This window comes from Apibacter muscae, from assembly GCF_007845635.1.
GTDB classification, from domain to species: Bacteria; Bacteroidota; Bacteroidia; order Flavobacteriales; family Weeksellaceae; genus Apibacter; species Apibacter muscae.
Genome location: NZ_SELG01000029.1, coordinates 254,534 through 274,998, shown reverse-complemented (window position 1 = coordinate 274,998; position 20,465 = coordinate 254,534). Strand labels below are relative to the sequence as shown.

The 20,465-nt window shown below is 29.8% G+C and carries 20 protein-coding genes; 15 read left to right on the top strand and 5 right to left on the bottom strand.

Going from position 1 to position 20,465, the window contains the following annotated elements:
- Nucleotides 1-6 precede the first annotated feature (6 nt).
- The 5 genes from ETU08_RS03285 (at nucleotide 7) to ETU08_RS03265 (ending at nucleotide 3,643) form a co-directional block, all read left to right on the top strand.
- Nucleotides 7-612 carry a hypothetical protein gene (locus ETU08_RS03285; RefSeq protein WP_146261587.1) on the top strand — a complete coding sequence of 202 codons (606 nt, stop codon included), beginning with the start codon at nucleotides 7-9 and terminating at the stop codon, nucleotides 610-612.
- Nucleotides 609-1,277, top strand: coding sequence for a hypothetical protein (locus ETU08_RS03280; protein ID WP_146261586.1), 669 nt, complete (start codon nucleotides 609-611; stop codon nucleotides 1,275-1,277). Before ETU08_RS03285 ends, ETU08_RS03280 begins: the two co-directional genes overlap by 4 nt.
- 198 nt (nucleotides 1,278-1,475) lie before the next feature.
- Nucleotides 1,476-2,183, top strand: a complete 708-nt coding sequence (locus ETU08_RS03275; RefSeq protein ID WP_146261585.1) for a hypothetical protein — start codon at nucleotides 1,476-1,478, stop codon at nucleotides 2,181-2,183.
- Between the two features lie 310 nt (nucleotides 2,184-2,493).
- Nucleotides 2,494-2,856 carry a hypothetical protein gene (locus ETU08_RS03270; RefSeq protein WP_146261584.1) on the top strand — a complete coding sequence of 121 codons (363 nt, stop codon included), beginning with the start codon at nucleotides 2,494-2,496 and terminating at the stop codon, nucleotides 2,854-2,856.
- Nucleotides 2,857-2,986: 130 nt separating this feature from the next.
- Nucleotides 2,987-3,643 (top strand): hypothetical protein, encoded by a 657-nt coding sequence (locus ETU08_RS03265; RefSeq protein WP_146261583.1) that lies wholly within the window; start codon nucleotides 2,987-2,989, stop codon nucleotides 3,641-3,643.
- A 232-nt stretch (nucleotides 3,644-3,875) separates the two neighbouring features.
- Here the strand turns inward: ETU08_RS03265 and ETU08_RS03260 are convergent, their stop codons facing one another.
- A complete protein-coding gene (locus ETU08_RS03260) occupies nucleotides 3,876-6,068 on the bottom strand; it encodes a glutamine synthetase III family protein (protein ID WP_146261582.1) in 2,193 nt (730 codons plus the stop codon).
- Between the two features lie 443 nt (nucleotides 6,069-6,511).
- A complete protein-coding gene (locus ETU08_RS03255) occupies nucleotides 6,512-8,275 on the bottom strand; it encodes an ABC transporter ATP-binding protein (RefSeq protein WP_146261581.1) in 1,764 nt (587 codons plus the stop codon).
- Nucleotides 8,276-8,515: 240 nt separating this feature from the next.
- On the opposite strand from ETU08_RS03255, the gene ETU08_RS03250 reads away from it, so the two are divergent.
- From ETU08_RS03250 to ETU08_RS03235, 4 genes are all read left to right on the top strand, one after another.
- Nucleotides 8,516-8,794 carry a co-chaperone GroES gene (locus ETU08_RS03250; protein WP_146261580.1) on the top strand — a complete coding sequence of 93 codons (279 nt, stop codon included), beginning with the start codon at nucleotides 8,516-8,518 and terminating at the stop codon, nucleotides 8,792-8,794.
- 48 nt (nucleotides 8,795-8,842) lie between these two features.
- Entirely contained in the window at nucleotides 8,843-10,474 is a 1,632-nt protein-coding gene (groL, locus tag ETU08_RS03245; protein ID WP_146261579.1) for a chaperonin GroEL, read from the top strand.
- An 84-nt stretch (nucleotides 10,475-10,558) separates the two neighbouring features.
- Nucleotides 10,559-11,029, top strand: a complete 471-nt coding sequence (locus ETU08_RS03240; protein ID WP_146261578.1) for an RDD family protein — start codon at nucleotides 10,559-10,561, stop codon at nucleotides 11,027-11,029.
- A gap of 14 nt (nucleotides 11,030-11,043) precedes the next feature.
- On the top strand, nucleotides 11,044-11,529 hold the full coding sequence (locus tag ETU08_RS03235; RefSeq protein ID WP_146261577.1) for an RDD family protein: 486 nt from the start codon (nucleotides 11,044-11,046) through the stop codon (nucleotides 11,527-11,529).
- 37 nt (nucleotides 11,530-11,566) lie between these two features.
- On the opposite strand, the gene ETU08_RS03230 is transcribed toward ETU08_RS03235, so the two are convergent.
- Both ETU08_RS03230 and ETU08_RS03225 read right to left on the bottom strand, forming a co-directional pair.
- The gene (locus ETU08_RS03230) at nucleotides 11,567-12,613 is read right to left on the bottom strand and encodes an HmuY family protein (RefSeq protein WP_146261576.1); all 1,047 of its coding nucleotides are present in this window, start codon (nucleotides 12,611-12,613) and stop codon (nucleotides 11,567-11,569) included.
- A 7-nt stretch (nucleotides 12,614-12,620) separates the two neighbouring features.
- Nucleotides 12,621-14,795 (bottom strand): TonB-dependent receptor plug domain-containing protein, encoded by a 2,175-nt coding sequence (locus tag ETU08_RS03225; protein WP_146261575.1) that lies wholly within the window; start codon nucleotides 14,793-14,795, stop codon nucleotides 12,621-12,623.
- Nucleotides 14,796-15,128: 333 nt separating this feature from the next.
- Here ETU08_RS03225 and sufC point away from each other — a divergent pair, with 333 nt between their 5' ends.
- The 5 genes from sufC (at nucleotide 15,129) to ETU08_RS03200 (ending at nucleotide 19,214) form a co-directional block, all read left to right on the top strand.
- The gene (gene sufC, locus ETU08_RS03220; protein WP_146261574.1) at nucleotides 15,129-15,863 is read left to right on the top strand and encodes a Fe-S cluster assembly ATPase SufC; all 735 of its coding nucleotides are present in this window, start codon (nucleotides 15,129-15,131) and stop codon (nucleotides 15,861-15,863) included.
- A 38-nt stretch (nucleotides 15,864-15,901) separates the two neighbouring features.
- Nucleotides 15,902-17,164, top strand: a complete 1,263-nt coding sequence (gene sufD / locus ETU08_RS03215; RefSeq protein WP_146261573.1) for a Fe-S cluster assembly protein SufD — start codon at nucleotides 15,902-15,904, stop codon at nucleotides 17,162-17,164.
- A gap of 90 nt (nucleotides 17,165-17,254) precedes the next feature.
- Complete coding sequence (gene yaaA / locus ETU08_RS03210) at nucleotides 17,255-18,013, top strand: peroxide stress protein YaaA (protein WP_146261572.1); 759 nt, start codon at nucleotides 17,255-17,257, stop codon at nucleotides 18,011-18,013.
- A 214-nt stretch (nucleotides 18,014-18,227) separates the two neighbouring features.
- On the top strand, nucleotides 18,228-18,425 hold the full coding sequence (locus ETU08_RS03205) for a hypothetical protein (protein WP_146261571.1): 198 nt from the start codon (nucleotides 18,228-18,230) through the stop codon (nucleotides 18,423-18,425).
- Between the two features lie 30 nt (nucleotides 18,426-18,455).
- Complete coding sequence (locus ETU08_RS03200; RefSeq protein ID WP_146261570.1) at nucleotides 18,456-19,214, top strand: glycosyltransferase family 4 protein; 759 nt, start codon at nucleotides 18,456-18,458, stop codon at nucleotides 19,212-19,214.
- A 1-nt stretch (nucleotide 19,215) separates the two neighbouring features.
- On the opposite strand, the gene ETU08_RS03195 is transcribed toward ETU08_RS03200, so the two are convergent.
- The gene (locus ETU08_RS03195; protein ID WP_146261569.1) at nucleotides 19,216-19,755 is read right to left on the bottom strand and encodes an RNA polymerase sigma factor; all 540 of its coding nucleotides are present in this window, start codon (nucleotides 19,753-19,755) and stop codon (nucleotides 19,216-19,218) included.
- Nucleotides 19,756-19,896: 141 nt separating this feature from the next.
- Between ETU08_RS03195 and ETU08_RS03190 the strand changes: the two genes are divergently transcribed.
- The gene (locus ETU08_RS03190; RefSeq protein ID WP_146261568.1) at nucleotides 19,897-20,448 is read left to right on the top strand and encodes an HdeD family acid-resistance protein; all 552 of its coding nucleotides are present in this window, start codon (nucleotides 19,897-19,899) and stop codon (nucleotides 20,446-20,448) included.
- Nucleotides 20,449-20,465: the final 17 nt, after the last annotated feature.

Sequence of the window (20,465 nt, the reverse complement as noted above, 5' to 3'; positions counted from 1 at the left end):
GAAGAAATGAAAAAACTACTCAGCTTTCTGTTTTGCATTTTCCTGATGGTTTCCTGCCAGTCCCAGATTGATTTGGAAGGTTTAACCCCGGGAGAGGATATTTCTACCCTTGCGAAAAATTTAAAAGAAACAAGAGAAGACAGAGAACCTAATTATGGTTTATTGGGTTACCGAACCGAGAATTTAGACCAATATAAATTTGGAGAAGTTTCCTTTTCTAAATATGAATTACCTGAGGGTCATCTTCTTGATTATAGTCGTTCCTATCTTTTTGTAGATAATTTTAAAAAGAATCGGTATTTAGGATTTAGATTAACTTTAGTTAATGAAAAAGAAGGAAATCAATTATTGGATTATTTACGTAAGCAATATGGAGAACCGGAGGTTCATGAAGCTTCCAATAACGGACAAGCCTATGTATGGTATGTTAAAGACCAATGGATATTGTTTAGCCAGGATCATATAAGTATTGATAAAAAGGGTAATCCTTTTTTAACTACCAATCTTATAGTTGTGAAACAAGGAACAAGGGTAGTTAATTCAACAGATCCTAAGGTATTTACCATTTTAGAGAGCTTTAATATGGCTTATCCTAAGAAAGAGAAAGAATGAAAAAAATACTTACTTTACTACTTAGTAGCCTATTCTTTATTTCCTGCCAATCCCAAACTGATTTGGAAGCTTTAAAATTTGGAACTGATATAAGCACACTATTGAATAAACTGGAAGATCAACATAAAGATTCCAATTATAATATTCCTCGCTATGGCTATTCCACTAAACAGTTAGACCACTTTACGATAGGTAGCATAGCCTTGAATACTTATTCTTTTGATAATTATTATAATACCCGGGATAATGAACTTTATTTGGCAGTGGATAGCTATAAGAATAATCAATACGTAGGTTTCTCCGCTTTGATCCAAGATCCAGAAAAAGAACAGGAGCTTACCGATTATTTTCTGTCCCAAATGGGAGAACCCATAAAAAAATATATAAATGAAAAAAAAGAAAAAGGCTACTTAGATGCTAAATATTTATGGGATGATCCAAAAAATGATCGTTTGGTTTATATAGATAGGCACCATACTCGGAATAAAAAAGGCAATACAGAAGAAGAAATCAGATTTGTAGAGACAATATTTCTAATAGTAGAGAGAGGTTTAATTTTTGTGCCTAATAAAGGTACTAATCCTGAAACAATAAAAAAATACTTAGAAGAAAATCCTAAAGGATTTGAAATGATTGAAGTACTAAAAAGCAGATTTCCCAATTAAAAAGAAGAAATGAAAAAGCTACTCAGTTTACTATTTTGCATTTTCCTGATGGTTTCCTGCCAGTCTCAAAATGATTGTAAGGTTTGAAATTTAGAATTTTTAAAAAGACATACCATACACTTATGAAGAAGAAGCAATATTTGTAGAACCAGATCAAATAATATTTGAAGAATTATATATATAATAAAAAAATAAGTTATGGGAAGAATAATTATTTATTTGATTCTAATTAGTTTAATGATAAGTTGCAAAGGTCAAAATTTAGATTTAGCTACAATAGATTTTAATGAATCTGCTGATAGATATTCTTTAGAAACATTTAATTTTTTTGAAAAAGAAGAACAAAAAGGACATTGGAAAATAAATCATATAAAAGACAGTATCTCTTTAAAGTTAGAAGATAATGGGGAAAGAGTGATAAGCTATAGTTTTATAGGAGATGATAATGCAGCTAAAAATATTAATTATGAAAAATTATTAATTGATCCAATTTTAGGGGTATCAATATCAGTTTATGATAATAGAGTGGTATATATGGGTGTAAATATACAACATGAAGAAACATTTAAGCTATTAACATATCTATTAGAAAAATTAGGTAACCCTACAGAAATTATTGAAAATACTACAACTGCTATTTCAGCAGAAGGTTGGAATTTATTAGAAAAAAATATACCTCAGTATGTAAAACAAGGAAAATCAGATTGGGGAAGCGATATTGTTTATTATCCGCAATATTTTATTTGGGTAAAAGATGGGATAATTTATCAATTAACCTTAATGCCTGTTGCTCAATTTGTAAGTAATAATTTAGTTATCATAAGTAAAAAAGCAATAAAAGATAGGATTATCTTAGGCTACCATGTGGGAGACAGAGATATCTTATTAGGTAAATATTTAAAATAAAAAAGGGATAATATATTGCAAACTTTTTATCTAGTAGATTTTACTTATTCTATATGAAATTTTGAAATTACTATTCTAGGGAGCTTTATTATGCTTATTCTAAGAAAGAGAAAGAATGAAAAAATACTCAGTTTACTATTTTGCATTTTCCTGATGGTTTCCTGCCAATCTCAAAATGATTGTAAGGTTTGAAATTTAGAATTTTTAAAAAGACATACCATACACTTATGAAGAAGAAGCAATATTTGTAGAACCAGATCAAATACCATTTGAAGAATTATATATTAACTAGATTTAAAATATAAGAATTATGAAAAATATATTTTATTACATCATTTTTATGTTGATTTTAGCAGTTATTACATGTAATTGTTATTCAAATAATACTAATATAATTGGAATATGGAAAGGATGTATCATTGATTATCATACAAAAAAACCTATTGATAGTTTAAAAATGGAATTTAAGAAAGATAATCTGCTAAACTATAAAATTGGTTTTGGAAAAAATGAACAGACTATAAATTTGAGATTTAGAATAGATAAACAGTTTATTTATACCCGAGAACTTAATTCTAATGAAGAAGATAAAGCAAAATATTCTATTGAAAATGATTCCCTGATTTTAAATTTTGAAGGACTAAGTATAAAACTCTTAAAATACAATGAATAATATATTACAACCTTTCTATTTAATAGATTATACTTTTTCAATATACAATTTTGAAATTACCATTTTAGAGAGCTTTAATATGGCTTATCCTAAGAAAGAGAAAAAATGAAAAAGATAAAAAACAAATAAGATGAAAAAATTATATTATATGCTTGATTTTAGCGCGTTTCAATGCTTTTTTCAAATCCGTGTAAATGATGTAGAAATCTTTTCTTTTAATGTAGAAGGACAAACCTCTATAGATATACCTATAAATCAGGGTATTTTAGAAAGTGGAGAATGTACGGTAGAAGTTAAAGTATTTCCTCTGCAAGGAAAAACCGAATTGCATGAAAAGGCATATGCTAAATATAAAGTAACAGTATTTGATTTGAGTTCCGGAGACTTTGTTTTTGTAGAACAATTTGAAGAACAAAGAACTCCACCGGCACAAAAAGCAATTCCTTTCACTCAGGTTTCCAGTTTATTTTATGCAGAAGTTCTCTATAAAATAGACGCTTGGCAAAATGGAATAAACCTAAAAGACGTTAACTTTAACCTGAAAGAAAAACTACTACAAGAATATCAAAAAATTTTAAATAGAATAGCAGAGAAACAATATTCTGAAATTGAAGAACTATATAGGAAAAAGGAAGAAAATACAGCCACGGTTATGTATTTGAATGAAGAAGAAAAGAAAGAAAGAATGTCAAAGCTTTTCAATGATTTTTCCTCCGGGTTTGAGCCCGTTCCTTTATCAAAAGATTCTTTTGTTGAATATTCAGCCTATGGAAAAGAGTATGTTTAAAAAATTTAGATGGGCTTTCCGCACTTAGGCTGGAAAATAAAGAAACTGAAGAAGACTTGGTTTTAGATATTGCTTTCTACATACCTAAAGGAAAAACAGAATTTGAGGTTATATGAACGATATTGAGCGAGCTAACCTAGCAATCGATTTACAAGGTTTTAGAATATAAAAAAAACCCGAAAATTTTCGGGTTTTTTCAGTAGTTAGGTAGATAAGCAAACCTCACGGTTGTTTATCGTATAGTAAATAATAACTCTCTATACTTAGTCAAAGGCCACATTTCATTATCAATTAGCATTTCTAAAGCATCGGAATGTTCCCGAATTACAGAAAAAATAGGTTTCACTCGGTTGCAGAAAGCTTCGGCTTGTTTCTGTGGGTTTTCAATTTCAATGGCTTTGTCTCTTTCTGTGAAAAGTTGATCTACATGACTTTTAATTTCAGTAATATGCAAAGATATTTCTTTGATTAAATTCAGTTGTTCCGAGCACATATTCTTCATCTCACTTTCTCCAAAGATCTCCTTAATTCCTTTGGCATTTTCAATTAATTTAGACTGGTAATCAACAGCCACAGGGACCACATGGTTTCTAGCAATATCTCCTAATACTTTAGCTTCAATAGAAATCATTTTAGAATATTTTTCTAATTTGATGTCATTTCTTGCCTCAATTTCTTTAGAACTTAAAACGCCAAGAGCTTCAAAAGGTTCCATTAAATTTTTTTCAAGTTCTAACTTTAAAGCCTCGGGCGTGGTCTTTTTATTTTTTAACCCTCTTTTTTCCGCTTCTTTTACCCAATCGTCGCTGTATCCATCTCCTTCAAATAAAATGTTACGGGAAGCTTTAATATAATCTCTTAAAATATTGAAGATTGCTTCATCTTTTTTTAACCCTTTTCCAACCAAGGCATCCACTTCTTTTTTAAACTTTATAAGCTGGTAAGCCATAATGGTGTTTAAAACGGTCATAGGTTCCCCGCAATTGGCTTGGGAACCCACAGCGCGGAATTCGAACTTATTTCCTGTAAAGGCAAAAGGAGAAGTTCTGTTTCTATCAGTATTGTCCAGTAATAGTTCTGGAATTTTCCCAACAATGTTTAACTTTAAATCGGTTTTTTCATCCGGAGATAATTTCCCTTGTGTCACTTTCTCCAATTCGTCCAATACGGCAGTTAATTGGCTACCAATAAAAATGGAGATGATGGCAGGCGGTGCTTCGTTGGCTCCCAAGCGGTGATCGTTTCCAGCTGTAGCAATGGAAGTTCTTAGTAAGTCTGCATAATCATGTACCGCTTTAATGGTATTGATAAAGAAAGTAAGGAATTGTAAATTTTTCTTTGGATTTTTACCCGGACTTAGCAAATTTTCTCCGGTGTCGGTAGACAATGACCAGTTGTTATGTTTCCCGCTACCGTTCACCCCTTCAAAAGGTTTTTCATGGAATAAAATATTTAAGCCGTGTCTTCTGCTTACTTTTTTCATTACATCCATAAGTAATGAATTATGATCTACGGCTAGGTTAGCTTCTTCAAACAAAGGAGCCAATTCAAACTGATTAGGAGCCACCTCGTTGTGTCGAGTGGTGGTGGGTATGCCTAATTTTATACAGTCTATTTCCAATTCCTTCATAAAATTACGAACTCGGGTAGGAATGGATCCAAAATAATGATCCTCTAGTTGCTGTCCTTTGGCAGGGGCATGTCCCAAGAGAGTTCTACCGGTAAGCACCAAGTCTGGACGTGTTTGATATAAAGAAGAATCTACTAAAAAATATTCTTGCTCCCAACCCAGAGTAGAAGAAACTTTGGTTACATTTTTATCAAAATAAGATTGGCAAACGGCTGTTGCTGCTTCATCAACGGCTTGTAAAGCTCTTAATAAAGGGGTTTTATAATCCAGTGTTTCGCCTGTGTACGAAACAAAGACGGAAGGAATACACAAAGTTGTATCTATAACAAAAGCAGGTGAGGTAGGATCCCAAGCGGTATATCCTCTAGCTTCAAAAGTATTTCTAATTCCACCATTAGGGAAGCTTGACGCGTCTGGTTCTTGTTGGATCAACAAAGAACCACTAAAGCGTTCAATGGCTCTACCTTCTCCAATAGGGCTAAAAAACGAATCGTGTTTTTCAGCGGTTTCTCCCGTTAACGGTTGAAACCAATGTGTATAATGTGTAGCACCCTTAGACATAGCCCAATCCTTCATAGCGACAGCTACTTGATCGGCAATTTCTCGGGTAATTTTTTTCCCATATTTCATCGCATCAGAAATGCTTTGATATGCTTCTTTAGTTAAATATTCTCTCATTGTAGATTCGGAGAAAACATGTTCACAATACAATTCAGAAAGCTTTTTAGGGATTTCAATACGTCTAGGTTGTAAATAAGGGAGTTTTTTTAGTGCGTAAAATCTTAATTTTGACATTTCAGTGTATTTGTATAGGCAAATATAAAAAATATATATAAAATAATCGGTAGTCCCCTAGATTTTTAGGGGGGTAAGAAAATAATTATATAAATTTTAAGGATATCAATAGAATTGTTGATAGCGATAAGTTTAAATTTTTATTGTTATAATACCTAGTAAAACTTACTATTATAATTTCTAAGAAAAAATTAAATGTTGCTAAGAAATTCTTGTGTATAATACATGTGTAGGATAGGTTAATGTAGGGTTCTAAAATTTTAAATAATACAAGAAAATTTATACTTCTTAATTTTTTATGAGTGTTTCTAATGCTTAAAAATTTTTTGAAACCTATACTTATTATTAGGAAAAAGTGAAATAACTTTGTACATTGTTTTATTGGCTTTATTGAGTAATGGTACAGAAAACGGTAAGTTCTTACTTCAAATAACATTTAAACATTACTTTTTAGAAAACTGAGCTTCATAAAGTTTTCTATAATGTCCATCTTTGTCCATTAGTTCATTATGGGAGCCTATTTCTTTGATTTGTCCATGGTCTAAAACTAAAATTTTATCAGCGTTATGAATCGTACTCAAACGATGTGCAATAATAATTGAAGTTCTGTTTTGAGTGATCTGTTCTGTAGCTACTTGTATCAACCCCTCGGATTTAGAATCTATAGAAGAAGTCGCTTCATCCAATACAAGTATAGAAGGGTTGTATACATAAGCTCGAAGAAATGAAATCAATTGTCTTTGACCTTGTGAAATGGAAGAACCTCTCTCACTTACTTCATAGAAATAGCCGTTAGGCAGACTCATAATAAAATCATCAATTTGTATTTTTTTTGCGGCTTCACGTATCTGCTCATACGTAATTTTTGGATTTCCTAAGGTTATATTTTGGAATATTGTTTGGTTAAAAAGGAATACATCTTGTAGTACAACTGCAATATGTGAACGAAGATTATTTAGTTCATAGTCTTGTAGGTTTATACCGTCAATATATATATGTCCGCTAGAAATATCATAGAATCGACTTAACAAATTTATAATTGTAGATTTCCCTGCTCCGGTAGCTCCAACAATAGCTATTTTTTCTCCGGGTTGAACACTAAAAGATAAATTTTTTAAAATAGGTTGATCTTCAGTATATGAAAAGTTTACTCGATCAAAAACAATACTCCCTTGAAGGTGATCTTTCTTTGTAGTTCCAGTATTAGGCATTTCTTCCTTGGAATCTAATATGGTAAATACTCTTTCAGCACCTACAATTCCTCTTTGTATAGAATTGAATCGGTCCGCAATTTGTCTCATAGGACGAACAAGCATATTGATATAAGAAGTGGTAAAAGCAATGACTATTCCTGGAGAAATCCCTTGCTGAGATAAGGCTTCGTGTCCTGAAAACCAGATCATCACTCCTATAGCAATCCCAGTGATAATATCTACAACAGGAAAAAAAAGTGAAAAATAAAATACTGTTTTTAAATATGCTTTTTCTAATTCTTGATTGATTTTAAAGAAATTCTTGTACTCTTTACTTCTCTGATTGAAGACCTGAACTATCATCATTCCTGAGAGGCGTTCTTGTAAAAAGCTATTCTGAATTGATGTTTGGGTACGTTCTTGTGAGAAAGCTTTCTTAATCGCTTTTTGGAATATTCTTGTAATCAATATCATAATCGGAAAAATGAATAACGCAACTGTTGCTAATTTCCAATTAATACTGTACATCATAATAATAACAAAGACAATCCGTAGAATATCTCCTAAAACCATTAGGATCCCGTCCGTATAAATGGTTGAAATGGTTTCAATATCAGAGATTACACGAGTCACTAATGCACCCAAAGGAGTTTGATCAAAGAAAGCTGTTTTAAAGTAGATTAATTTTTTATAAAGTTTTATTCTTAAATTATATATTACATTTTGTGCCAAAAAGCTTGAGATGTAAGACAATAAAAATTGAAGACTTACTTCTAAAACTAACAATATAAATATATAAAGCAATGAAAGGTACAGTCCGGAGAAATTTTTATTTTGTAATATATCTATATCAATAGCTTGACTAATGAGTACAGGTCGATACGAAGAAATAAATGCAAGAAATAAAGCCGTTAGTATAGTGGAATAGAACCATAAGGTATGCTTTCTGCCTAGTTTTAATAAACGAGTAATCGCTCCTTTTGATTGTATGGACTTTTCTTGGTCTCTTTTCATATTCAAGTTGCAAAATTAACATATTATAATTATAAATATTTAATAGATTTATCTATTTATAGCATATAAAGTTTTAGTGCTTTAAACTTAAATATATGTTCAAAGTGACGGATTGTCAGAAATTAGTATATTTTGACATAAATTATTTTATTGGCATATTTTTAGAAAGCTATAAGGTACATCGCCCATGAGGGTGAAATAAAATAGTAATAAAAATAAATATTAAAAAAATTAAAGAATATGTCACAATTATCAATTAAACCATTAGCGGATCGTGTAGTTATTGAGCCTGCAGTTGCAGAAACAAAAACGGCATCAGGAATCATTATTCCAGACAGTGCTAAAGAAAAGCCACAAGAGGGAATAGTGGTTGCAGCTGGTGCAGGTAAAAAAGATGAACCTTTAACGGTTAAAGTAGGAGATAAAGTGTTATATGGAAAGTACTCAGGTACTGAATTAAAATTAGAAGGGAAGGATTATCTAATTATGAGAGAATCTGATATTTTAGCAATTATTTAATTAATTCAATCAAGTAAATATTTAAAAGCAAATTAAAAAAGAAAAATCATGGCAAAAGATATAAAATTCAATTTAGAATCAAGAGATGCTCTTAAAAAAGGAGTAGACGCATTGGCTAACGCTGTTAAAGTAACTCTAGGTCCAAAAGGTAGAAATGTAGTTATTCAAAAATCTTTTGGTGCACCGCATGTAACCAAAGATGGGGTTACTGTAGCAAAAGAAGTTGAATTAGAAGATCCTGTTGAAAATTTAGGAGCACAAATGGTGAAAGAAGTAGCTTCTAAAACCAATGACATTGCAGGAGACGGGACTACAACAGCAACTGTTCTTGCGCAAGCAATTGTAAGAGAGGGGTTAAAAAATGTAGCAGCGGGTGCTAATCCTATGGATTTAAAGAGAGGAATTGATAAAGCTGTTGATGCAGTGGTTGAAGAATTAAAAAAACAATCTCAGGTTGTAGGTTCAGATTCTGAAAAAATTAAACAAGTAGCATCTATTTCTGCTAACAACGATGAAACTATCGGTTCATTGATAGCTGAAGCTTTTGGCAAAGTGGGTAAAGAAGGAGTTATTACTGTAGAAGAAGCTAAAGGGACAGATACTTATGTAGATGTTGTAGAAGGTATGCAGTTTGATAGAGGATACCAATCTCCTTACTTCGTTACGAATACTGAAAAAATGATTACAGATTTAGAAAATCCTTACATATTGTTATGTGATAAAAAAATCTCTAGCATGAAGGATTTGTTACCTGTATTGGAGCCAGTAGCACAACAAGGTAAATCTTTATTAATCATTTCTGAGGAAGTAGATGGCGAAGCTTTAGCTACCTTAGTAGTAAATAAATTACGTGGTTCTTTAAAAATTGCTGCAGTAAAAGCTCCGGGATTTGGAGATAGAAGAAAAGCAATGTTAGAAGACATAGCAATTTTAACTGGAGGTACTGTAATTTCTGAAGAAGCAGGTTTAACTTTAGAGGGAGCAACGGTTGAAATGTTAGGTACTGCTGAAAAAGTTACTATTGATAAAGATAATACTACCATTGTGAATGGTGCAGGAAGCGAGGAGAACATTAAATTAAGAGTTCAACAAATTAAAGCTCAGATTGAAAATACAACTTCTGACTATGACAAAGAAAAATTACAAGAAAGATTAGCTAAATTAGCTGGTGGTGTAGCTGTACTTTATGTAGGTGCTGCTTCTGAAGTAGAAATGAAAGAGAAAAAAGACCGTGTGGATGATGCCTTACATGCAACTCGTGCTGCTGTAGAAGAAGGTATTGTTTCAGGAGGAGGTGTAGCTTTGGTTAGAGCTATTGATGGAGCTTCTAAAGTTAAAGGTATTAATCAAGATGAAGAAACCGGTATTAAAATAGTTACTCGTGCTATTGAAGAACCGCTTCGTCAGATTGTTGCAAATGCTGGAGGGGAAGGTTCTGTAGTTGTGAACAAGGTAAAAGAAGGTAAAGATGATTTTGGTTACAATGCTAAAACGGAACAATATGAAAACATGTTGAGTGCTGGAATTATTGATCCTACAAAAGTAACTCGTGTAGCTTTAGAAAATGCAGCTTCTGTGGCTGGTATGTTGTTAACTACAGAATGTGTAATTACAGACATTAAAAAAGATGAACCTGCAGGAATGCCACCAATGGGAGGAGGAATGCCAGGAATGATGTAATAAAAAATAAACAATTAAATATTTAAAACTGCTAAGATTTCTTAGCAGTTTTTTTATTTTTGTAAAAACTAATAATAACATTCTATGAAAAATCAACAAATAGTTGCTAATCATCTAGCACCTAGAACTCTTAGGTTTCTAAGTTATGCCATTGATATTATTGTATTCTATATCTTGATATTTTCTACAGGTATTCTATCACCAATTTTAAATGCAAGGGGTTGGATTTACTTATTAGGTTCTAATCCTTTAATTGATAGATTATTTGCAATGGTTTTATTTGTCATTTATTTCTTTTTGTTAGAAAGTTTACTGAAAGGTAAAACCATTGGAAAATTAATAACTGGAACTAGGGTAGTTACAGAGGAAGGAGAAAAACCAAGTATAATAACTTCTTTAAAGAGGAATTTAATACGAATCGTTCCTTTTGATACTTTATCTTTTTTTGGAGAAATTGGATGGCACGATCGATGGTCTAAAACCCGAGTAGTTAAAGCGAAAAATTTCGATAGAGAATTCTACGATCAGACATCTATTGACGATTTGGGTAAATAATTCTTAAAACTTTTATGGATAAATTTGAAATTATAAAAAAGAATAAGGCTCCTAAAGATTTAAGATTTGCGAATTATTTAATTGATAATTTTATTTTTCTATTATTATATATTTTTATTGGAGTTTTATTTTTCATTAAGGATGAAATGTATATGAATTCCATATTCTATAATAATGAAATCGTAATTGGTTTTTATTATGTATTATATATGTTTCTTTTAGAGGTACTATTTAAAGGAAGAAGTTTAGGTAAATTTATTACCCGAACAAAAGTGATTACTTTACATGGAGGAGTACCAACAAAAAGGCAATATCTTGCAAGAAGTTTAATAAGAATTATACCTTTTGAACCTTTCTCTTTTTTTAGAGAAGTTGGTGGATCTCATGATCTATGGACTAATACCCGTGTAGTTAAAGCCCAATCATTTGATCAAGATATAGAATATTTCATTTCCATTGATAGCATTGGAGAGAAAAAACACCAAAGAGATTCTTTATAAAAGAATCTCTTTGGTTTTAAGAGAGAATTACGAACAACTAATTTAAAACATCATATTCAAATTGAGGATAACCTCTTAAATTTTCACTATTCGTAAGTTTTAAGAATCGTATTTTATATAAGGTTCCTAAATGATCTTTAAGAATGTAGAACCGATCGGTATAGGTTTTAGCTCCTCCAAATGTAGTCCTCCAATTGGCTCCGATCACTCGTTGATCATCGTAGATAAATTTAGATGGATCTACATTTGCTTTGGTAAAGGCTTCATAGTTTATTTCTGATGTTAAAACTTGATAAGCACCTACATGATCCATAGTATTTGTTATTACAAAATCTGAATATATGTAAGTACCACTACCATTAATTTCATTTACAAAAACAGTAAAACATAAATCCCAATTATTTTTAGTGGGTTGTATAGAAACGGGTCCATTGTCCAGACTTAAAAAATTGAAGTTATATGCAGTATCTTTATTTACAGTATATTCCTTAAAGGTTGTATCAGAAATATTGGCATATTGTATTCGATAGCCGTTAGTGCCATTTCTTAGTATACGTATTTTTTTCCAGCCTCTGGAATCTCCTGAAATTTTTAAATCTGTGCTATTCCCTGTATACATATAGTTGCCCATATTTATTAAATATACCTTATTATCCTTGTCATTGGCACTTATTTCATCTATAGCCGTACGCTCAAGATAATTACCTTTTATATCATCTACATATTGTATATTACTAGGTTGAAAAGTGGCAACAGCAACCAACGGTTTCATGGAAGCTACATGAGCTTCTGTCACTGCATTAATATCGGTCGTCTCCAATTTGCCTGCTGCCATTGATATAGAGGTATTAAGAATTACTCGGAATTCCTTCCCACTGTAAAAGCCAAAATCCCAGGCTATTCTTGGAGTAACAGTCATTTTTTGCATATCTAAATCTATCCATACCTGATTAGGCTCTGTAGTGCCTCCAACCCAAGGATCTAATATTGCTCCCATAGGCTGGGGCACCTCTATAGGTGAATTATCTTCGTTACAGCCAATGAGTATTAAAAAAGTAATAAATAATAGAAAAATATTTTTCATAATAATATTATAGATTTAAATTGAATCCTAGTTTTACAAAATAGGATCTTCCATAGAATAGATTTATGGAAGAAATATTGCTATTCCCATGAGCATTGGAAGCATTAGAGTTGATACTATTGGTATTAATTGTTTTTACATTAAAAAGGTTTCGTGCACCAACCGTTAGTTCTACATTTCTTTTCAAAATATATTTTCGAACGGATGCATCTAATAAATGATAATCCTCTTGTTTTCCTAAATAATATGAATTAGTATTAGCATCTAAAAAATATTGAGATTGTTGTCCTGTATATTTATAATATAAAGATAGAGTAGTGTCCCACTTTTTTATGCTATAACTAATATTGGAGTTTAACTGAAAAGTATATAGATACTTATTATCAGGAGTAGATATTATAGTACCATTAATGTTGTTATCCATTTTTTGATAGACTCCAAATAGAGATAAACCTAAATGAAAATCAAAATTCTCATATCTCAGATTATTTCCTGATTGAATTCCCCAGCTCTGGTATTTATCAATGTTCATATATTTATATTCAAGAGGTAAGGAACTAACGGTTGCTAGTGCTATTTTATCGTTTAGATGTAGATACATAGAACTCACCTCAAATTTAGCTCTAAGACCAGAATTTGTATTAATTTTTGTGTCCCAATAGATAGCCGTGGAATATCCTTTTTCAGGTGTTAGATTGGGATTTCCTTGTATGTTATGATTGGTATTTACATAATAAGTATACAATTCATCAAAATTAGGAGTTCTGCTACTGGTAGCAATTTCTCCACGGATGGTAGAATTTTTTGATAAATTATATTTTGCAAGAAAAGAATAAGAGTATAAATTTTCAAATTTTGTATTAAAACTAGCCCGAAAACCACCGCGTAAAGACAGATTCTGACTAACTTTAAGTTCTCCGGAGGTAAATGCATCATAGTTATTTAAATGCTTTTTTACATCCTCATTATAACCTGAAATATTTATACCCTGAACGGATGTAGAATTTGCTGCACGGTAACCTTCCATAATATTAAACTCATAACCTACCTGAAAATTAAAGATTGAATTAGTGATAAAATCATTAAAAGTACCTCGGATATACCAGGCCTTAGTTTTGGAATAACTTTGATAATTCCCTTTTTTTTCAAATATTTCTCTATTACCAATATTGTAAATATAATCTCTAGATTCCCTGTTCTGCTTTTGGTAAGATAAATCTCCTTTAAAATTTATTTGATTAAATATTCGTGCATTTACAAATAGATGATTGATGAATCGAGTGGTTTTAAAATCTTTCTCTGTAGCGGAATAAGTATATAATCCATTTTCTTGAAGAGGAGCATATCTCGTAGTAGGGCTATAATAATTAATTAGCTCATTTAAATATTCCAATTTGTAAAAAGCACTAAAGTTATTGGATTTATAATTAATCAAAGCACTCGTATTCCATTGGTCTTTTGGCAACCATTCATACCCTCTTTTATTATCATTTTCATAATATTTTTTCCCCTTCATATCACCAAAATAGCCTTTAAAGTCATTTCTATACATATTCATTGAAAACATCCAATGATCAGAAATATTATGAGCTAAATCTATGGCTTGTATATGTCGTCCTTTATTTTTTAAATTATATTCAGTGCCAACCGATTCTTCCTGTACATATCCGGAAATTTTCCAATCGGAGAGTACCTTTTTCTTCGTTATAATATTGATTACTCCGGTAAAAGAATTAGAACCATAGTCTACCCCCATACTTCCTTTTACAATCTCTATACGTTCCACATTATCCAAATTAATCTTAGTTAAATCAACACTTCCCCCCATACCATGATCACTAACCAAAGGTATATTATCAACAAGAACTTTAAAATATTGATTGTCCAGTCCAAAAAGGGTTGCTTCAGAATCTCCGGTTTTAGAATTAGAAGAAGTAGAAAAATTTAAATGATAGTTTAAAATATCAGCAATAGTATTTGCCGCTCTATTTTTTATTTCTTCTTGAGAAATTACCTCCACCTGATAAATAGATTTATCTATAGATTGTTGAGAATACTGTCCAGTAACCACAACTGTTTCCATATTAGTAGAGTCTATATATAAACTATCTGTTATTTGAGAATAATAAAGGGTGAAAAATAGCATGGATAAAAAGAAGGTAAGTAAAGTTTTAATTCTCATATAACATAAATAATTTATACAAATATAATATTATTTGTAATTAATCTAAATAACATTCGAGGTTATTATAAATAGATATTTAATTAGCAATACAATTAATATACTGTTAAAATAATTTAATAATCATATTGTATAAGTATAAAATTGTAAAACTTGTCTCAATGAAACATTGGAATTGCCTACGAATTAGAAAATGGAGAAATTATTTACATTGCTGAAACTGATTAATGGTATCTGATATAAAAATAAATAAAATCTATGGAGGATTATTTTTAGCTTGCTTAAAGATCTTATCTTTGTAAAAAGAATAAAATTAAAGAAATATTACATAGAATGTTATCAATAAAAAATTTACACGCAGGAATTGAAGGAAAAGAAATACTGAAAGGTATTAACCTAGAAATAAAAGCTGGAGAAGTGCATGCGATTATGGGACCTAATGGAGGTGGGAAAAGTACTCTATCTAATGTTATTACTGGGAGAGAAGATTATGAAGTAACTGGTGGATCTATTCTTTTTGAAGGTAAAGAATTATTAGATTTAGCTCCAGAAGAAAGAGCAAACGATGGAATATTTATGTCCTTTCAATATCCGGTTGAAATTCCAGGTGTAAGTGTATCAAATTTTTTAAAAGCTTCAATTAATGCAAATAGAAAAGCTAAGGGTTTAGAAGATATTTCTGCTAGAGAATTTTTAGATAAAGTAAAAGAAAAATCCGAATTACTAGAAATAAAAAAAGATTTTCTTTCACGATCTTTAAACGAAGGTTTTTCCGGAGGAGAAAAAAAAAGAAATGAGATTTTCCAAATGGCAATGTTAGAACCTAAGTTAGCCATCTTAGACGAAACAGATTCTGGATTAGATATTGATGCTTTAAGAATAGTATCTAACGGGGTTAATAAATTAAAAAGTAAAGATAATGCTGTGTTAGTAATTACTCACTACCAAAGATTATTAGATTATATTATTCCTGATTTTGTGCATGTATTAATGGATGGTAAAATAGTAAAATCAGGAACCAAAGAGTTAGCGTTAGAATTAGAAGAAAAAGGGTACGACTGGATTTAATTATCTAAAAAACTTTTCTTAAACGTTAAATAATTGCAATGAATATTTTGAATAACACAGAAATAAAAAATAAAGCTAGTCTGGCACAAGCCGAATTAAAAAATTTAAAATTTCCTTCAAAAAAAGAAGAGGATTGGAAATATACCAAAATTTCTCCTTTAAATCCTGAATTATATGTTCAAGCGGAAAAGCATGAGGTAGATCAAGAAATTATAAATAGAAATAAAATAGAGGGATTAGATTCCTTTAAAATTGTTTATATTGATGGGGTTTTTGTTCCTGAATTTTCCAACTATCCTAAAGATAAATTTATAGTTTTACCATTTTCAGAAGCTTTACAAAACGAGTTTTATACAAATGTTATTGAAGATAAGTACGGTAAACTTGTACCTAATGAATATTTTTCCGTTTTAAATACTGCTAATGTAAAAGAAGGCACCTTTATTTATATGCCTAAGAACACGGTAGAAGAACGACCCGTAGAAATTTTATATATAAACACAGAACAAAATAAGAAAGCTTCTCAATATTTAAGGAATCTTTTTGTGGTTGACGATAACTCACAAATTCTAATTACTACAAAAATTCAAACCTTTTCAAACTTAGATTTTTTAACCAACCTAGTTACAGAAGTTTTTGTAGGTAAGAATTCAAATTTTAGCTTGTATAAAATTCAAAACGATTCCTATACTACTCATCTATTAGATTCAACTTATATAGAACAAGAAAGAGATAGTCAGGCATCTATTTATACATTTTCTCTAGGAGGGAAAGTAACAAGGAATGAATTAATTTTTGATCAAAGAGGAGAAAATATAAATTCTATTTTAAAGGGTATTAGTTTAATAGGAGAGGGTCAAGAAGTAGGTAATCACACTTTGGTCAATCATAATCAACCCAATTGTGAAAGTCATGAACTTTATAGAGGAATCTATACGGAAAATGCACATGGTATTTTTAATGGAAAAATTAAAGTGGATCAAATTGCCCAAAAAACGAATGCTTTCCAGCAAAATAATAATGTATTATTATCTAATAAAGCGAGTATAGATACTAAACCTCAATTAGAAATTTTTGCTGATGATGTAAAATGTTCACATGGATGTACAGTTGGACAACTGGACAACGATGCACTTTTTTATATGAAACAAAGAGGAATCCATGAAAATGAGGCTAAAGCATTGCTAATGTTTGCTTTTTGTGCAGATGTTATGGAAACGGTTGCAATACCTCAATTGAAAGATATAGTAAATAAAATTGTTGCTAAAAAGTTACATGCTGATATTGATTTTGATTTTTAATTGATTTATAAGTATATATAAATAAAAAAGTTGGAGTTTTTTACTCCAACTTTTTTATAAATTTATCTATTATTCTATAAAAAGAAAATAATGAAAATATTACTTTCTCCAGCAAAAATGATGAGCGTAGATGCTTCTTCGCAATGGAAGAAAAGATCCCAACCTAACTTTTTAGATAAAAGTGTAGAATTACAAAATATTTTAAAAGAATATAGTCCTTCAGATTTAGAAAATTTATTAGATATTTCGCCTAAATTATCAAAAGAAAACTGGGAAAGGAATCAAGAATGGAAATCTAATCCCACTAAAGAAGAAAGTTTACAAGCTATATTTGCTTTTAAAGGAGAAGTATACAGAGGTTTAAAAGCAGAAACTTTAAATGAAAAAGAACTTGAATATCTACAGAATAATCTATTAATAATTTCAGGTCTATACGGCTTACTACAGCCTTCAGATGAGGTAATGCTATACCGGTTGGAAATGGGAAAGAAATTAAAAACGGAAAAAGCGAACAATTTATATATGTTTTGGAAAGAAATACTAACAAGCTATCTTTCCAAACAATTAAAAAAAGAAGAACCCATATTAAATTTAGCAAGTAAAGAATATTTTAAGGTAATTAATACAAAAAATCTTCAAAATCGAATTATTGAAGTCGATTTTAAAGATTACAAAAATGGATCATTAAAAAGTATCATGATGTATTTTAAAAATGCTAGAGGAAAAATGACTCGTTGGTGTGCAGAAAATAACATTCAAGATATAGAGAAACTAAAAGTTTACAATGAAGATGGTTATGAATTCTCTGAGGATTTATCCAAAGAAAACAATCTCGTTTTTATTAGGTAAAAATTTATAAATAAAGGAATTAATTAATTTGGTATCGAGAGTATAATAAATATCTGATTTTAAAGTAAAAATTGGATTTCTAACCCAAGAAAATCCTTGTGATAAAAAGGCTTGGTCAGGGACAATTTATCAGTTATATAAAAACATATAAACAATTCATAACGTTGAAATCTCGTGGATTCCAATAGGGAGGAAAAAAATTCATGGAAAATTCATGAAAATATTTATGGGGATATTATCTAAGATATTTTTTAAAAATAAATCAGAACATTTAATATTTTATTCTAAAATTTTAGCAAAAGATATAAATCATCATTTAATAAATGAGGTTGATATCATATTTGCTCCTTCAGGAGCTGTAAATATAGCTTATTTAAAAATCAAAAAGCCTATTATTTATTTAACAGATTAAACCTTTTATCTTCTTTATAACTATTATCCAATTTTCAGTAATTTCTTTTCATTTAATGTTAAACAAGGCAATGTTATAGAAAAAAGAGCGGCAGATAATTCCACTACGATAATAGTATCCTCAGATTGGGCAAAAAACCCTTTTATTAATGACTATAAAATACCTGAAAAAAAAATAAAAGTAATTGAATTTGGAGCAAATATTGATAATATAATAGTAAATCCAAAATTTAATTATCAAAAGACAGGGCAAATAAATCTTTTATTTTTAGGGGTTGATTGGGAAAGAAAAGGAGGGGAAATAGCAATTGAATGCCTCAACTATTTAAATGATAATAATATAAAATCTGTATTACATGTTGTTGGAACCAAACCTCCCATAAAGTATAATAATTATAATATTAAATCTTATGGCTATTTAAATAAAAATTTAGATAAGGATTATAGTTTACTTAAGGAGATAATTTATAATTCAGATCTTCTACTCTTGCCAACTAAGGCAGAATGTTCAGCTATAGTATTTTCAGAAGCTTCTGCTTATGGCTTGCCTATACTTACCTATGATACTGGAGGAATTCCGAATTATGTTATTAATGGTCAAAATGGTTACAGATTAAACCTAAAGTGTGGGGGGAAAGAATTTGCTGAAAAAATATTAGAAATCATTCATTTAAAGGAGCTAAATAAATTAAGAGAAGGATCTTTTGCTATCTATAAACAAAAATTAAATTGGGAGTGTTGGAAAGCTAAATTTATGAATGTAATAAATGAAATAAAAGAGAGTAATTAATTCATAAATTTTCATCTTTCATTTCAAATAATAATTTTTTTGCTCTCATAAGACTTACTTTTACATTGGCTAATGTAAGTCCTGTGTCATTGACTATTTCATTCAATTTTTTTTCATCTAAATATCTGAGCTGAATTAAAATACTGTATTTCTCAGGAAGTTTGTTCAACATCTTTTGTACAGTTTCGATATTTTGTTTATTTATAAAAAGCTGTTCAGGAGAGGGATCACTGTCTTTAATATCATGATAGTTATCTGTAGAAAAATTAGATAGGATTTTGTTATTTTTTCGTAAAAAATCAATACAAGTATTATGTGCAATTGAAAGAATCCAAGTTTTAAAATCAAAATCAATATTATATAAATTTAACTTTTGTAAAACTTTTGTAAATGTTTCAATGGTAAGTTCTTCCGCATTATTTTCATCCTTAACAAGAGAATAAATGTATCTTTTTACGTCATCCCAAAAAAGATTGACTAAACGACTTTGGGCTTGTTGTTTAGATGTTTTTGCTTTTTCAATTAGATCGTATAATTCCAAATTTCACCAATTTTTGACTTATAATATTATCAATAATAGTACCCAAAGGTAGATGATTTTAAGTATTTCTTAATTTAATAATATTAAATAATAATTTTTCACTGGCATTATTTTTGGAATGATATAAAAAAAATATAAATTATGAATACATTTGTAGAACCTAGAAAATCAATAACTAATCATTGGTGGGTTTTATTGCTTTTAGGAATAATATTTTTATTAGGAGGAATTATAGTATTGTCAAAACCAGCTCCTACGCTGATTTTTATAAGTACATTTTTTGCAATATCTTTTTTACTTACAGGGATTTTTGAAATATTCTTTTCACTCTCTAATACTAAAAATAGTTCATGGGGATGGTATTTGGCAGGTGGAATATTTGATTTATTAATAGGGATAGTACTTTTAAGGTCAAGTATAATAACTCGTTTAGATATATTAGCTTTTTTTATAGGTTTTTGGATACTTTTTAAAGGTGTATCTTTAACAGGTTATTCTTTAGATATTAAAAAACTAGGATCAAATAACTGGGGGTGGTTATTATTTTTTGGAATACTTGAAATTATTTTTTCACTTATTATTTTAGTAGTCCCTTCTATAGGTTTAGCAACTCTATTGGTTTGGATTAGTGTTTCAATCATTTTCATTGGAATATATTATATCTTTTTATCATTAACTTTAAAATCAATATAAGAAAAAATTAATATTTT

Excerpts from the sequence above, each read along its gene's own strand:
- ETU08_RS03285 (WP_146261587.1), top strand. The coding sequence starts at position 7 with ATGAAAAAACTACTCAGCTTTCTGTTTTGCATTTTCCTGATGGTTTCC.
- ETU08_RS03280 (WP_146261586.1), top strand. The coding sequence starts at position 609 with ATGAAAAAAATACTTACTTTACTACTTAGTAGCCTATTCTTTATTTCC.
- ETU08_RS03275 (WP_146261585.1), top strand. The coding sequence starts at position 1,476 with ATGGGAAGAATAATTATTTATTTGATTCTAATTAGTTTAATGATAAGT.
- ETU08_RS03270 (WP_146261584.1), top strand. The coding sequence starts at position 2,494 with ATGAAAAATATATTTTATTACATCATTTTTATGTTGATTTTAGCAGTT.
- ETU08_RS03265 (WP_146261583.1), top strand. The coding sequence starts at position 2,987 with ATGAAAAAATTATATTATATGCTTGATTTTAGCGCGTTTCAATGCTTT.
- ETU08_RS03260 (WP_146261582.1), bottom strand. The coding sequence starts at position 6,068 with ATGTCAAAATTAAGATTTTACGCACTAAAAAAACTCCCTTATTTACAA.
- ETU08_RS03255 (WP_146261581.1), bottom strand. The coding sequence starts at position 8,275 with ATGAAAAGAGACCAAGAAAAGTCCATACAATCAAAAGGAGCGATTACT.
- ETU08_RS03250 (WP_146261580.1), top strand. The coding sequence starts at position 8,516 with ATGTCACAATTATCAATTAAACCATTAGCGGATCGTGTAGTTATTGAG.
- groL (WP_146261579.1), top strand. The coding sequence starts at position 8,843 with ATGGCAAAAGATATAAAATTCAATTTAGAATCAAGAGATGCTCTTAAA.
- ETU08_RS03240 (WP_146261578.1), top strand. The coding sequence starts at position 10,559 with ATGAAAAATCAACAAATAGTTGCTAATCATCTAGCACCTAGAACTCTT.
- ETU08_RS03235 (WP_146261577.1), top strand. The coding sequence starts at position 11,044 with ATGGATAAATTTGAAATTATAAAAAAGAATAAGGCTCCTAAAGATTTA.
- ETU08_RS03230 (WP_146261576.1), bottom strand. The coding sequence starts at position 12,613 with ATGAAAAATATTTTTCTATTATTTATTACTTTTTTAATACTCATTGGC.
- ETU08_RS03225 (WP_146261575.1), bottom strand. The coding sequence starts at position 14,795 with ATGAGAATTAAAACTTTACTTACCTTCTTTTTATCCATGCTATTTTTC.
- sufC (WP_146261574.1), top strand. The coding sequence starts at position 15,129 with ATGTTATCAATAAAAAATTTACACGCAGGAATTGAAGGAAAAGAAATA.
- sufD (WP_146261573.1), top strand. The coding sequence starts at position 15,902 with ATGAATATTTTGAATAACACAGAAATAAAAAATAAAGCTAGTCTGGCA.
- yaaA (WP_146261572.1), top strand. The coding sequence starts at position 17,255 with ATGAAAATATTACTTTCTCCAGCAAAAATGATGAGCGTAGATGCTTCT.
- ETU08_RS03205 (WP_146261571.1), top strand. The coding sequence starts at position 18,228 with ATGAAAATATTTATGGGGATATTATCTAAGATATTTTTTAAAAATAAA.
- ETU08_RS03190 (WP_146261568.1), top strand. The coding sequence starts at position 19,897 with ATGAATACATTTGTAGAACCTAGAAAATCAATAACTAATCATTGGTGG.